The following is a 13,786-nucleotide window of genomic DNA, read 5'->3' as shown; positions in this document are numbered from 1 at the left end:
AGAAAAGAGGTATGCCATGGGAATTCGCCTTGTGTCCGCCACCAAAGCCCTGACCGCCGTCCTGATCGCGGCGGGCATCTTGCTCGGGCTGTGCAGTGCGCCGCGGGCGCAGGCGGCTGACGATCGTCTGCAGTTCACCGGAACGACGCTGTCGGGTGCGCCGTTCAACGGCGCGAGCCTGCAGGGCAAGCGTTCCGTGCTGTGGTTCTGGACACCGTGGTGCCCGTACTGCAACGCCGAGGCTCCCGGGCTGAGCCAAGTGGCCGCCGCCAACCCGGCAGTGACGTTCGTGGGCATCGCGGCCCGATCCGAGGTTGCGGCCATGCAGAACTTCGTCTCGAAGTACAACCTGAACTTCACCAACCTCAACGACGCCGACGGCGCCATCTGGAGCGCCTACAACGTGCCATGGCAGCCTGCGTGGGTGTTCTACAACTCCGACGGGACATCGACATTCGTCAACAACACCACCGCGGCGATGTCCCAGCAGGAACTGTCCGATCGGGTGACGGCGCTGAGGTAGCGGCATTCGTGGATCGGGCGCTGGTTGGTTTGGCTTTCGCCGCCGGACTGGTGGCAGCGCTGAATCCGTGTGGGTTTGCCATGCTGCCCGGCTACCTGATTCTGGTGGTACGCGGCGAAAGCCCCGAGACGGGAACCGGCGCGCCGACGGGATTGGTCTCGGTCGGCCGCGCGCTTGCGGCGACCAGCGGGATGGCGCTGGGGTTTTTGACGGTGTTCGGGCTGTTCGGAGCGCTCACCATATCGGCGGCTGCCACCGTGCAGCGATATCTGCCGTACCTGACCATCGTGATCGGCATTGCGCTTGTCGCACTGGGGATTTGGCTGCTGTCAGGTCGGGAGCTGACGCTGTTGACTCCCCGGCATCCAGGCGGGCGATGGGCGCCGACGGCTCGGCTCGGCTCCATGTACGGCTATGGCGTGAGCTATGCGATCGCCTCGCTGTCATGCACCATCGGACCGTTTTTGGCGGTCACCGGCGCCGGGTTGCGCCGCGGCTCGCTGGTCGGGAGCGCATCGATCTATCTCGCCTATATCGGGGGCCTCACCTTGGTCGTCGGAGTGTTGGCGGTGGCCGTCGCCGCCGCGAGTTCGGCGCTGGTGAACCACTTGCGACGAATCCTGCCCTACGTCAACCGGATCAGCGGTGTGCTGCTGGTGTTGGTCGGACTCTACGTGGGCTACTACGGTTTTCACGAGGCCCGCATGCTGGCCGGCGGCGGCCATCCCTCCGATTCGGTGATCACGGCGGTCGGCCGCGTGCAAGGGCTGCTGGCCGGTTGGGTGCACCGGCATGGCGCGTGGCCGTGGGTGTTGGCGTTCGTCGTGCTGATCGTCGGCGCACTTGCCGGCGAATGGTATCGACGGGCGCGGCAACGCCGCGCCGCAAAGTGACGCCGCTACCTGATCCAGCCGCGCCGGCGACCCCACCAGTCGCGCCCCACGACGAAGAGCACCAGCACCGCGAAGCCGATCAAAAACCAGTTCTCGATGTGGCCGACATGGTTGCCGCGCAGCATCAGCAACAGAAAGCCGGCGATGCACAACCCCGTCACCTGCCAGGTGCGGTAGTTGATCTTGCTCCAGCCCCAGTGGGCGGACGGTACGTCGGCGACGTCGACCCCGGTGGCGCGCTCCACCTCAGTACTGGCCACGGCGGTTCCTCCGATTCGGCTTGGCTGGAATTGCAGGGCCATTCTGGCACATGCCCGGTTACCGTCAGCCGTAGGTGAAGGAATACACCGTCAGTCCCCGGCTTGGCCGCACCTGCAGGGTGTCGCGCACCACGTCCTTTCCGGCGACGATCCGGCGCGACGTCGGCGGCCCGCCGATCGGCAGCGTGCTCGACTTTCCGTCGCGCATTATGGTCAGGTTTCCGGTGCCGCCCACGACGAGGTACACATCCTTGGCGCGGTAGTTCAGCTCGATGACCGACGCGTTGCTCTGTGCGGTCGCGCCCTGATAGTCGAGTTTCCAACTGCCCTGCAGGGCGAACGAGTCGTTCGGCAGTGACGGCGGGAAGGCGAATGTCGTTGTCCCCTCGTCGTATACGCCGCCGCCTCCGAAGTTGACCATCTTGCCCACCCCGAAGTACGTCTCTGGAGTCAGCTCGAGTCGCGGAGTCCTGTCGGGTGCGTCCACCCGCGGGGGCAGTTTGATACCGGGTTTGGCGTTGACCAGTAGCTGTCGGATCAGCGTTTCGGTGCCCTTGTAGTCGCCTTCGCCGAACGTGATGTGCCGGACGGTGCCGGTGGCGTCGATGAGATATTCGGCGGGCCAGTACCGGTTGCGGTAGTTCGTCCAGGTGGAGTAGCCGTTGTCCAGGGCAACCGGGTAGGTGATGTGCAGGTCCGCGGCGCCCTTCTTGACGTTGTCGGTGACTTTTTCGAAGGCGTACTCCGGTGTGTGCACGCCGATGACCTGGAAACCACTGCGTTCGTAGGCCTGGTACCAGCCTTCGACGTGCGGGACGGCGCGCTGACAGTTGATGCACGAATACGCCCAGAAATCGATCAACACGACTTTGCCTCGCAGCGAGTGCACGTCGATCGGTTTGCCCGCGGGGGTGTTGAGCCAGGCGGTGATCCCTTTCAGATCCGGTGCGGGCCCGCAGTTTTCCAGTTGCGCGGCGGCGTTGGTGCAGTTTGACAGCTGCGCGTTCTGGCCGTTCACGATGCCGCCGAGGTTGAGCTTTTGGCGGATCTGTTCGTCGTCGCCGAGCTTGTTCTGCAGCGAACTGGTGTAGTCCGGGATAGCCCGCTGCAGCGCCGCAGGCACGTTGAACACCAACGCGACCGCCAGCAGTATCGTCACAATCCCTGCGGCTATTCGGATTTCGCGCTGGCGGCGCCGGAAGGCGCTGACCCGTTCGGCCACCCTTTGGCCGGCAAGCGCGAAGAGCAGAAGCGGGAGCGCCGCGCCAAGCGCGAAGGCACAGGTAAGCACGATCGTGCCCGGCCCGATGCTCGCGGTGGCACCGGCCACCACGATCGCGGCGAGAACCGGGCCGGCGCAGGGCACGTAGAGCACGCCCAACGCCAAGCCCAGCCCGAATCCGCTCTTGCCCGCGCCGACCTGTCGCTGCGGAAGCCGGGAGAAGGGCCGCTCCAACAGCTGCTCGAAGCGGGGAAAGATCAGGCCGAGGCCGATCGCGACCAGCGCGACCAGCGCCACCCAGCGAATCGCGTCCTGCGGCAGGTGCAGCAGCGACAGCGCCGCCGAGCCGACGAGGGTGACCAACGTGAAACTGCACACCAGCCCGCCGATCACCCGGTACGGGCGCAAAGTGTCTGCGAGGGCACGGCCGGGCTTGGCCGCCACCGCGACCCCGCCACCGGATTCCGCTGGGGCGACAGGTGTTTGGTCGGTGCTCTGCGCACCTGAGAAGAAGATGACCGGCAGCACCGGAAGTATGCACGGCGATACTCCGGTGACGAGGCCTCCGATGAGACCGATCAGGGCGAGGGTGAACATAACAACCATTCGCCGCCGCGGTGCCTTTGGGTGGGTGCCGTGAACCAGACAAGGCAGCCGGCGTACCGGGCTGCCTTGTCTGGGGGCGATGCTGAAACTGTCACTGGCTCGGCGGGTTCAACACGGTGTCGATCATGTACACCGTCGCGTTGGCGGTGTGCACCCCACCGCAGACCAGGCCGGCGTCATTGACCTTGAGGTCGTTTCCCTGGCCCCGCACCGTCACGCTGGCGCCCTGCAGCGTCTTGTGCATGCCATCGACCTTCGCCGGGCTCAGCTGACCTTGCACCACGTGGTAGGTCAGGATGCTTTTCAGCATGTCGGCGTTGGTCTTGAGTTCGTCGATCGTCGAACCCGGCAGCTTGTCGAAGGCCGCGTTGGTGGGCGCGAACACCGTGTACTGGCCGCTGTTGAGGGTGTCGACCAGGTTGACATTCGGGTTCAACTTGCCGGATAGCGCCGCGGTCAAAGTGCTCAGCATCGGGTTGTTGGACGCGGCCGTCGCGACCGGGTCCTGCGCCATCCCGGTGACCGACGCCGGCCCGCTGGGATGCTGCGCGGCGTAACCCGCACACCCCGATCCGATCAAATCTGCGGCCGGGTCCGCCGTCGGCGCCGGGGCCATCATGCTGGTCGCCGGACGTGCGCTGGTGGTGTTCGCGGGCTCGGATTTGCTGCTTGAGCACGCCGAGAAGCCCACGATCGCCAGCGCTGCAAGGCTCGCGACCCCGAGGGTCTTGGGCTGAACGGTAATCATCTGCGATTCACTCCTTGGTTCCTGACGGTCACCTGCCGTCGCTTTCGGGACACCGAGGATTCGGAGTGGCGGCGCCGTCGGATGGGACCGGGGCGGTCGAGACGCGGCACAATAGGTGGGTGACCGACCCTGGTGAGCACTGCCGCAAAGTCCTGGTGCTGGGCAGTACGGGCTCCATCGGCACCCAGGCGCTGGAGGTCATCGCCGCCAACCCCGATCGATTCGAGCTGGTCGGGCTGGCCGCCGGCGGCGCACACCCCGACCTGCTGGCCGCCCAACGGGCCGCGACAGGAGTGACGAACGTCGCCGTCACCGACGAGGACGCGGCGCAGGCCATCGGGGACGTCACCTACCGCGGACCCGACGCCGTCACCCGGCTGGTCGAGAACACCGAGGCCGACGTCGTGCTCAACGCGCTGGTCGGCGCGCGCGGGCTGCAGCCGACACTCGCCGCGCTGGCCACCGGCGCGCGGCTGGCCCTGGCGAACAAGGAATCGCTGATCGCCGGCGGTCCGCTGGTGCTCAGGGCGGCCAAGCCCGGCCAGATCGTGCCCGTCGACTCCGAGCACTCCGCGCTGGCGCAATGCCTGCGCGGCGGCACCGCCGACGAAGTCGCCAAGCTGGTGCTGACAGCCTCCGGTGGGCCGTTCCGCGGCTGGTCCGCAGCCGAACTCGAGCACGTCACCCCCGAACAGGCCGGCGTGCACCCGACCTGGTCGATGGGGCCGATGAACACCTTGAACTCGGCGTCGCTGGTCAACAAGGGGCTCGAACTCATCGAAACGCATCTGCTGTTCGGCATCCCCTACCCGCGCATCGACGTGGTGGTGCATCCGCAGTCGATCGTTCATTCGATGGTCACGTTCACCGACGGCTCGACGATCGCGCAGGCCAGCCCGCCGGACATGAAGCTGCCGATCTCGCTGGCCCTGGGCTGGCCGGCCCGGGTGCCCGGCGCCGCCGCCGCGTGCGATTTCGCCACCGCCTCGAGCTGGGAGTTCGAGCCGCTGGACACCCGGGTTTTCCCGGCGGTCGAACTGGCCCGACAGGCCGGCGAGACGGGCGGCTGCATGACCGCGATCTACAACGCCGCCAACGAAGAAGCAGCAGAGGCGTTCCTCACGGGCCGGATTGGGTTCCCGGCAATTGTGCGCACGATCGCCGAGGTGCTGAGCGCCGCCGACCAGTGGAGCGCTGAACCCGCTACCGTGGATGACGTACTCGACGCGCAGCGCTGGGCCCGTGATAAGGCAAGGCGCGGCATCGGGCGAGCCACACAGGAGGTTCTACCCACCCGATGAAGTTCGTGATCGGCATCGTGCTGTTCGCACTGCTCATCCTGATCTCCGTGGCGATGCACGAGTGCGGGCACATGTGGGCCGCGCGCGCCACCGGCATGAAGGTCCGGCGCTACTTCGTGGGCTTCGGCCCGACGTTGTGGTCGACGCGGCGGGGCGAGATCGAGTACGGCGTGAAGGCGATCCCGGCCGGCGGCTTCTGCGACATCGCCGGCATGACGTCGGTGGAGGAACTCAGCCCCGACGAACGCGACCGCGCCATGTACAAGCAGAAGACCTGGAAGCGCGCTGCGGTGCTGTTCGCCGGGCCGGGCATGAACTTTATCGTCGGCCTGGCGCTGATCTATGCGATCGCGGTGATCTGGGGGCTGCCGAATCTGAACCCCGACACTCGTGCGGTCGTCGGTCAAACCGCTTGTGTCACACCGGAAACCGCCAAAGGGCAGTCCGGTCCATGCATCGGCCCCGCCAAGGGGCCGGCGGCGGCCGCCGGAATCAGGCCCGGTGACGTTGTGCTCAAGGTCGGTGACACCCCGGTGGCCGACTTCACCGAGATGGCCACCGCGATCCGCCGGCAGCACGGCACGGTTCCGATCGTCATCGAACGCGACGGCAGCAAGATGACCGTGTACGTCGACGTCGTGCAGATACAGGTCAGCGACGGCGGCAAGGCGCCGTCCACCGTCGGCAAGATCGGAGTGGCGGCCGCCCCGCCTCCCGCGCCGACCCAATACAACGTCGTCACCGCGGTCCCGGCCACGTTCGCCTTCACCGGCGACCTGTCGGTGTTGCTCGGCAAGTCACTGGCCGCCATCCCGACGAAAGTCGGCGCGCTGGTGCACGCCATCGGCGGCGGGCAGCGTGACCCGGAGACACCGATCAGTGTGGTCGGCGCCAGCATCATCGGTGGTGACACCGTCAACCACGGACTCTGGGTGGCGTTCTGGTTCTTCCTGGCCCAGCTGAATTTCATCCTGGGCACCATCAACCTGGTGCCGCTGCTGCCGTTCGACGGCGGGCACATCGCGATCGCTGTGTACGAGAAGATCCGCAACATGATCCGGTCGGCGCGCGGCATGGTCGCGGCCGCGCCGGTCAACTATCTCAAGCTGATGCCAGCAACCTACGTAGTCTTGGTGTTGTTGGTCGGCTACATGCTGTTGACCGTCACCGCCGACGTGGTCAACCCGATCAGGCTGTTCCAGTAGGAGAGATGATGGCCGCCGGCCAGAAAATTGGCTTAGGAATGCCGGCATCGCCCGAGCCGACCTTGGCGCCGCGGCGCAAGACGCGTCAGCTGATGGTCCGCAACGTCGGGGTGGGCAGCGATTACCCGATTTCGGTGCAGTCGATGTGCATCACCAAGACGCACGACATCAACGCGACCTTGCAACAGATCGCCGAGCTGACCGCCACCGGATGCGACATCGTCCGGGTGGCCTGCCCGCGGCAGGAAGACGCCGACGCGCTGGCCGAGATCGTCCGGCACAGCCAGATTCCGGTGATCGCCGACATCCACTTCCAGCCGAAGTACATCTTCGCCGCGATCGACGCCGGCTGCGCCGCGGTGCGGGTAAACCCCGGCAACATCAAGGAATTCGACGGCCGGGTCAAAGAGGTGGCCAAGGCCGCGGGCGCCGCCGGAATCCCGATCCGCATCGGCGTCAACGCCGGCTCGCTGGACAAACGGATCATGGCCAAGCACGGCAAGGCAACTCCCGAGGCGCTGGTCGAATCGGCGCTCTGGGAGGCGTCGTTGTTCGAGGAGCACGGCTTCGGCGACATCAAGATCAGCGTCAAACACACCGACCCGGTGGTGATGGTTCAGGCCTATGAGCTGCTGGCCGCCCAATGCGACTACCCGCTGCACCTCGGTGTCACCGAGGCCGGCCCGGCCTTTCAGGGCACCATCAAATCGGCGGTCGCGTTCGGCGCGTTGCTGAGCAAGGGCATCGGCGACACCATCCGGGTGTCGTTGTCGGCGCCGCCGGTGGAGGAAGTCAAGGTCGGAAACCAGATCCTGGAGTCGCTGAACCTGCGGCCGCGATCGCTAGAGATCGTGTCCTGCCCGTCGTGCGGTCGCGCGCAGGTCGACGTCTACACGTTGGCCAACGAGGTCACCGCCGGTCTGGAGGGACTCGACGTACCGCTGCGGGTGGCCGTGATGGGCTGCGTCGTCAACGGCCCGGGCGAGGCGCGCGAGGCGGACCTCGGAGTGGCGTCGGGCAACGGCAAAGGGCAGATCTTCGTTCGCGGCGAAGTGATCAAGACCGTGCCCGAAGCGCAGATCGTCGAGACACTGATCGAAGAGGCCATGCGGTTGGCCGGCGAGCAGGGTGAGGGCGCTTCTGCGAGCGGTTCCCCGGTTGTGACCGTAAGCTGATAGGGCCGAGTCAGGCCGCCAAGGAAAGAATCACTATGTCGGCTCCGCCCATCCAGCGCTTGGTCAACGAGCGACGGGTGTCGGTGGTGCGCGACGCCGCCGCCGTGCGGCGCGTCTTCGACGACGATCCGGTTGGGTCATGCATGGTCGCCGCGCGGGTCGCCGATCACGGCATCGAGCCCAATTCGATCGGTGGGGAGTTGTGGACCCGGCGCGGTCCCCGGGAGTCGCTGTGCTACGCCGGCGCCAACCTGATACCGCTGCGCGGCGGGCGGGCGGACTTGAATGCGTTCGCCGATGCGGCGATGAGCGCCTCGCGGCGATGTTCGTCATTGGTCGGCCGGGCCGAGCTGGTGATGCCGATGTGGCAGCGGCTGGAGCCGGCCTGGGGCCCGGCGCGGGACGTACGTGACCGCCAGCCGTTGATGGCGCTGAGCTCGATGCCGACCTGCGCGATCGACACCGGTGTGCGACAGGTGCGGCCCGACGAGCTCGACACCTACCTGGTGGCTGCGATCGACATGTTCATCGGCGAGGTGGGCGTGGATCCACGGCTCGGCGACGGCGGCCGCGGCTACCGGCGTCGGGTGGCCAGCTTGATCGCGGCCGGCCGGGCTTGGGCCCGCTTCGAGCGCGGCGAGGTCGTGTTCAAGGCCGAGGTCGGGTCGCAGTCGCCCGCGGTCGGCCAGATCCAAGGGGTATGGGTGCACCCGGATTGGCGCGGTCACGGGCTGGGGACCGCCGGCACCGCGACGCTGGCGGCGGTGATCGTCGGCACCGGGCGCATCGCCAGCCTGTACGTGAACGACTTCAACGCGGTGGCGCGCGCCGCCTACGCGCGGGTCGGCTTCGTCGAAATCGGCACCTTCGCGACCGTCCTGCTCGACTGACTTTGGCGGCTCGCTGGCGCGACACTTAAACGTCTGCGACGACACGCCGGGCCGGGTCGCAGACGTTTAAGTTTCGCCGCACACCCCGCGTAACATCAGCCACAATGGCAACTAAAACCACATGGGTATCAGTGGCATGTCTCGCGATGCTTGCGGCCGTGTCGGCGTGCACGCCGCGTCCGGACGGTCCAGCGCCGGTCGCCGAGCGGTTCTTCGCGGCGTTGTCCACGGGCGACACGGCGGCGGCCGCTGAGTTCAGCGACGACCCCAGCGACGCGCGTGAAGCCCTCAACGCCGCATGGGCCGGGCTGCAGGCCAACCACTTGGACGCACAGATTCTCGGCACGAAGTACACCGAGGACACCGGCACGGTGGCATACCGCTTCACATGGCACTTGCCGAAGAAGCGGACCTGGACCTACGACGGTCAGCTGAAGATGGCCCGAGACGAGGGCCGCTGGCAAGTCCGTTGGACCACCACCGGGCTACATCCGCGGCTGGGTGAGCATCAGACGTTCGCGCTGCGGGCCGACCCGCCGCGGCGCGCCGCCGTCAACGAACTCGGCGGCAGCGACGTGCTGGCTCCCGGCTACCTGTACCACTACACGCTGGACGCCTCGCGCGCAGGCGGGTATCTGATCACGACGGCCCGCGCGGTGGTCGACGCGCTGCGACCGTTCGACGACACTTTCAACGACCCGCAGCGGCTTGCCGAAGAGGCAAGCTCGTCGGCCAAACCGTTGGATCTGATCACGCTGCGCACAGACGACAACAACAACGTCGCCCCGGCGATCGGCAACCTGCCCGGCGTGGTGATCACCCCGCAGGCCGAACTGCTGCCGACCGACGACAAGTTCGCGCCGGCCCTGATCAGCCAGGTGAAGAAGGCCGTCATCGACCAACTCGACGGGCAGGCCGGTTGGCGGGTGGTCAGCGTCAACCAGAACGGCGTCGACGTCGCGGTGCTGCACGAGGTGGAACCGTCACCGGCGCCGTCGATCTCGATCAGCCTGGACCGGGCCGTGCAGAACGCCGCCCAGCACGCCGTCGACGGGCAGGGCCGGCAGGCGATGATCGTGGCGATCAAACCGTCGACCGGCGAGATTCTCGCCGTCGCCCAGAATGCCGCCGCCGATGCCGCGGGCCCGATCGCCACCACCGGCCTCTACCCGCCGGGGTCGACGTTCAAGATGATCACCGCCGGCGCGGTGCTCGAGCGCGACATGGCCAACCCGAACACGCTGTTGGGCTGCCCCGGACAGGTGGACATCGGACATCGCACCATTCCCAACTACGGCGGCTTCGATTTGGGCGTGGTGCCGATGTCGCGGGCGTTCGCCAGTTCGTGCAACACCACGTTCGCCGAACTGGCAAGCCGGATGCCGCCCCGCGGGCTGACCCAGGCCGCCGCCCGCTACGGGATCGGGCTGGACTATCAGGTCGACGGAATCGCCACAGTGACCGGTTCTGTCCCGCCGACGGTCAATCTGGCCGAGCGCACCGAAGACGGATTCGGGCAGGGCAAGGTGGTGGCCAGCCCGTTCGGCATGGCCTTGGTCGCGGCCACCGTCGCCGCCGGGAAGACCCCGGTGCCGAAGCTGATCGAGGGACGCCCGACGACGGTCACCGGCGATACCACGCCGATCAGCGAGAAAATGCTCGACGGTCTGCGTCCGATGATGCGGCTGGTGGTGACCAATGGCACCGGCAAGGACATCGCAGATTGCGGCGCGGTGTTCGGGAAGACGGGTGAAGCCGAATTCCCCGGCGGCTCGCATTCCTGGTTCGCCGGCTATCGCGGTGACATGGCGTTCGCGGCGCTGATCGTCGGGGGCGGCAGTTCGGAATACGCGGTGCGGATGACCAAGCGGATGCTCGACGAGCTGCCGGCCGACTACCTGGCGTGATTCGCTGATGGCGGTAGATTGGTACAGCTATGACGCGCCCAGACGAACTGACCGAGCTGCGGGTTTCGGATGCAGACCGCAACGGCACACTGCGCCGACTGCACAATGCGGTCGCGCTCGGGCTGATCGACATCAGCGAGTTCGAGGAACGCTCATCGCATGTGTCGTACGCCCGGACACGCACCGAGCTGGACAGCCTGGTCGGTGATCTGCCCGGCCCAGGGGCGATCGTCACCTCGGCCGCTGACCGGGTCGAGCTGCGCGGCTGGGCCGGTTCGCTCAAGCGGCACGGCGAATGGACTGTGCCGACCCGGCTGGCGCTGGTGCGCCGGATGGGATCGGTCGAACTGGACCTGGTGAGGGCCCGCTTCGCGGGACCGGTGGTCGTCGTCGAGCTCGACATGAAGTTCGGTGGAGTGGAGATCCGCTTGCCCGACGGCGCCAGCGCATCGATCGACGATGTCGAGGTTTACGTCGGCAGTGCCAGCGACCGCCGGAAGGACGCACCCGCCGAGGGCACCCCGCATGTGGTGTTGACCGGCCGGGTGGTGTGCGGCTCCGTTGTCATCCGCGGGCCCCGACGCTCGTTGCTACATCGGCGCTGAACCCCCAGTACCCTGGCCACATGCCTGTTCGCACCGCGCTCTCGCCCGGCGTGCTGTCCCCGACGCTGCCGGTGCCCAAGTCAATCCCGCGTCCGGAATACGTCGGCAAGGCGACCGCACGCGAGGGCACCGAGCCGTGGGTGCAAACACCCGAGGTGATCGAGAAGATGCGGGTCGCCGGCAAGATCGCTGCCGGCGCGCTGGCCGAGGCGGGCAAGGCGGTCGCGCCCGGGGTGACCACCGACAAACTGGACCGCATCGCCCATGACTACATGGTCGACCACGGCGCCTATCCGTCGACGTTGGGCTACAAGGGTTTCCCCAAGTCGTGCTGCACGTCGTTGAACGAGGTCATCTGCCACGGCATCCCGGACTCGACGGTGATCGAGGACGGCGACATCGTCAACATCGACGTCACCGCCTACATCGACGGCGTGCATGGTGACACGAACGCGACGTTTCTGGCCGGCGACGTCGCCCAAGAGCACCGGCTGCTCGTCGAGCGCACCCGTGAGGCGATGATGCGCGCGATCAAGGCCGTCAAGCCGGGCCGGTCGTTGTCGGTCGTCGGCCGTGTCATCGAGTCGTATGCAAACCGGTTCGGCTACAACGTCGTTCGCGACTTCACCGGGCACGGCATCGGCACCACGTTTCACAACGGGCTGGTGGTGTTGCACTACGACCAACCATCGGTCACCACGATCCTCGAGCCCGGAATGACGTTCACCATCGAGCCGATGATCAACCTCGGTGGGCTGGACTACGAGATCTGGGACGACGGCTGGACGGTGGTCACCAAGGACCGCAAATGGACGGCGCAGTTCGAGCACACCCTGCTGGTCACCGACAGCGGCGCCGAAATCCTGACATGCCTCTAGCCTTCGCCGCCATAGCAACGTGAGCGGGGCGCTGCTGGTCGCCGGCACCAGCTCGGAGGCCGGCAAGTCGGTGGTGGTCGCGGGGCTGTGCCGGTTGCTTGCGCGCAAGGGTATTCGGGTCGCGCCGTTCAAGGCGCAGAACATGTCGAACAACTCCGCGGTCACCGTCGAGGGCGGTGAGATCGGCCGCGCGCAAGCGATGCAGGCGCGGGCAGCCGGCCTGCAGCCCAGCATCCGGTTCAACCCGATTCTGCTCAAGCCCGGCAGCGATGCGACGTCGCAGCTGGTGATCCGCGGACGGGTCGCCGACTCGGTCACCGCGACCGATTACTGGTCGCATCGCGATCGGCTCTTCGATGTGGTGGCCGACGAATTATCAAGTCTGCGTGCGGAATTCGACGCCGTAATTTGCGAGGGGGCCGGATCGCCGGCCGAAACAAACTTGCGGGCAACGGATTTGGCCAACATGGGGCTGGCCAGGGCGGCAAACCTGCCGGTGATCCTGGTCGGCGACATCGACCGCGGCGGGTTGCTGGCTCACTTGTTCGGGACAGTCGCGCTGCTCGAGCCCGAAGACCAGGCGCTCGTCGCGGGGTTCATCGTGAACAAATTCCGCGGCGACCGTGCACTGTTGGAGCCCGGGCTGCGCCAACTGGCCGCGCTCACCGGCCGCCCTACCTACGGGGTGCTGCCCTACCTCGACGATCTCTGGCTCGACGCCGAAGATTCCGTCTCGGTGTTGGCCCACCGCGTTCTGGGCGCCCCGCAGGCTCCGCGCGGCACGCAATGGCTTCGGGTCGGCGCATTGCGTCTGCCGCGCATCTCCAACTCCACCGATGTCGAAGCGCTGGCGTGTGAACCCGGCGTGCTGGTGCGCTGGGTTTCCGAACCCGCCGATCTGGCCGACGTCGATGTGATCGTGGTGCCGGGCAGTAAGGCCACCGTCGCTGACCTGCACTGGCTGCGCGACCGCGGCCTGGACCGGACCATCGTCGCCCATGCCACGTCGGGTCGAGCGGTGCTGGGCATCTGTGGTGGTTTTCAGATGCTGTCCCGCTCAATTGACGACCCGGTCGAAAGCCGATCGGGCCGCGTCGAGGGCTTGGGGCTGCTGGACGTCGACATCGAGTTCGCCCCTGAGAAGGTGCTGCGACGCTCGCCGGGGCCACTGAAGGGTTACGAGATCCACCACGGGCGCGTGACCCGTTGCCTGGAGGCCGCATGGTTCGGGATGGACGGATCTGTCCAGGGATATCGACGCGGCCAGGTATTCGGAACCCATTGGCACGGCCTGTTCGACAACGACGATTTCCGCCGGCAGTGGCTGACCGTCGTCGCCGCCGCCGGCGGCCGGGACGGTTTTGTGGTGGCCGACGACGTCGACGTCGCGGCGCGGCGTGACGCCCAACTGGATGCAGTTTCCGACGTATTGGACGCGCACCTCGACATCAACGCCGTCATCGGTTTGTTGGACGGTGGACCGCCGCCGCGTCCACACATCGTCGCGGCGCTGCGTGGATAGCCGAGCAGTCGCTCAGAACCCCAGCCAGTTACCGGTTTTCGACAATAGCCG

The 13,786-nt window shown here is 67.0% G+C and carries 13 protein-coding genes; 10 read left to right on the top strand and 3 right to left on the bottom strand.

Annotated features, from left to right (window positions below; genetic code table 11):
• Positions 1 to 16 precede the first annotated feature (16 nt).
• Entirely contained in the window at positions 17 to 523 is a 507-nt protein-coding gene (dsbE, locus tag AWC06_RS08735; protein WP_085196413.1) for a disulfide bond-forming protein DsbE, read from the top strand.
• 8 nt (positions 524 to 531) lie between these two features.
• A complete protein-coding gene (locus AWC06_RS08730; protein WP_085196411.1) occupies positions 532 to 1,416 on the top strand; it encodes a cytochrome c biogenesis CcdA family protein in 885 nt (294 codons plus the stop codon).
• A 5-nt stretch (positions 1,417 to 1,421) separates the two neighbouring features.
• Here AWC06_RS08730 and AWC06_RS08725 read toward each other — a convergent pair whose 3' ends face one another.
• The 3 genes from AWC06_RS08725 to AWC06_RS08715 form a co-directional block, all read right to left on the bottom strand.
• Positions 1,422 to 1,676 (bottom strand): DUF2631 domain-containing protein, encoded by a 255-nt coding sequence (locus AWC06_RS08725; protein WP_085196626.1) that lies wholly within the window; start codon positions 1,674 to 1,676, stop codon positions 1,422 to 1,424.
• Between the two features lie 64 nt (positions 1,677 to 1,740).
• Entirely contained in the window at positions 1,741 to 3,495 is a 1,755-nt protein-coding gene (locus tag AWC06_RS08720; protein WP_085196410.1) for a cytochrome c biogenesis protein DipZ, read from the bottom strand.
• A gap of 100 nt (positions 3,496 to 3,595) precedes the next feature.
• Positions 3,596 to 4,123, bottom strand: a complete 528-nt coding sequence (locus tag AWC06_RS08715) for a fasciclin domain-containing protein (protein ID WP_372458088.1) — start codon at positions 4,121 to 4,123, stop codon at positions 3,596 to 3,598.
• Between the two features lie 248 nt (positions 4,124 to 4,371).
• Between AWC06_RS08715 and dxr the strand changes: the two genes are divergently transcribed.
• The 8 genes from dxr (at position 4,372) to AWC06_RS08675 (ending at position 13,735) form a co-directional block, all read left to right on the top strand.
• The gene (dxr, locus tag AWC06_RS08710) at positions 4,372 to 5,553 is read left to right on the top strand and encodes a 1-deoxy-D-xylulose-5-phosphate reductoisomerase (RefSeq protein WP_085196624.1); all 1,182 of its coding nucleotides are present in this window, start codon (positions 4,372 to 4,374) and stop codon (positions 5,551 to 5,553) included.
• Positions 5,550 to 6,758: a M50 family metallopeptidase gene (locus tag AWC06_RS08705; RefSeq protein ID WP_085196406.1), complete on the top strand. Its 1,209-nt coding sequence runs from the start codon at positions 5,550 to 5,552 to the stop codon at positions 6,756 to 6,758. The genes dxr and AWC06_RS08705 overlap by 4 nt, the downstream gene beginning before the upstream one ends.
• Before the next feature lie 8 nt (positions 6,759 to 6,766).
• Positions 6,767 to 7,933, top strand: a complete 1,167-nt coding sequence (ispG, locus tag AWC06_RS08700) for a flavodoxin-dependent (E)-4-hydroxy-3-methylbut-2-enyl-diphosphate synthase (RefSeq protein ID WP_085196622.1) — start codon at positions 6,767 to 6,769, stop codon at positions 7,931 to 7,933.
• Positions 7,934 to 7,968: 35 nt separating this feature from the next.
• Positions 7,969 to 8,823 carry a GNAT family N-acetyltransferase gene (locus tag AWC06_RS08695; RefSeq protein ID WP_085196404.1) on the top strand — a complete coding sequence of 285 codons (855 nt, stop codon included), beginning with the start codon at positions 7,969 to 7,971 and terminating at the stop codon, positions 8,821 to 8,823.
• Positions 8,824 to 8,927: 104 nt separating this feature from the next.
• Positions 8,928 to 10,730 carry a penicillin-binding transpeptidase domain-containing protein gene (locus tag AWC06_RS08690; protein WP_085196402.1) on the top strand — a complete coding sequence of 601 codons (1,803 nt, stop codon included), beginning with the start codon at positions 8,928 to 8,930 and terminating at the stop codon, positions 10,728 to 10,730.
• Positions 10,731 to 10,759: 29 nt separating this feature from the next.
• Positions 10,760 to 11,335 carry a DUF1707 SHOCT-like domain-containing protein gene (locus AWC06_RS08685; protein WP_085196400.1) on the top strand — a complete coding sequence of 192 codons (576 nt, stop codon included), beginning with the start codon at positions 10,760 to 10,762 and terminating at the stop codon, positions 11,333 to 11,335.
• A gap of 20 nt (positions 11,336 to 11,355) precedes the next feature.
• Positions 11,356 to 12,213, top strand: coding sequence for a type I methionyl aminopeptidase (gene map, locus AWC06_RS08680; RefSeq protein ID WP_085196398.1), 858 nt, complete (start codon positions 11,356 to 11,358; stop codon positions 12,211 to 12,213).
• Between the two features lie 19 nt (positions 12,214 to 12,232).
• On the top strand, positions 12,233 to 13,735 hold the full coding sequence (locus AWC06_RS08675; RefSeq protein ID WP_085196396.1) for a cobyric acid synthase: 1,503 nt from the start codon (positions 12,233 to 12,235) through the stop codon (positions 13,733 to 13,735).
• Positions 13,736 to 13,786 lie beyond the last annotated feature (51 nt).

It is taken from the genome of Mycobacterium fragae, from assembly GCF_002102185.1.
GTDB lineage: Bacteria > Actinomycetota > Actinomycetes > Mycobacteriales > Mycobacteriaceae > Mycobacterium > Mycobacterium fragae.
The sequence above is the reverse complement of the archived record's forward strand: the minus strand, read 5'-3'. Positions and strand labels throughout refer to the sequence as shown.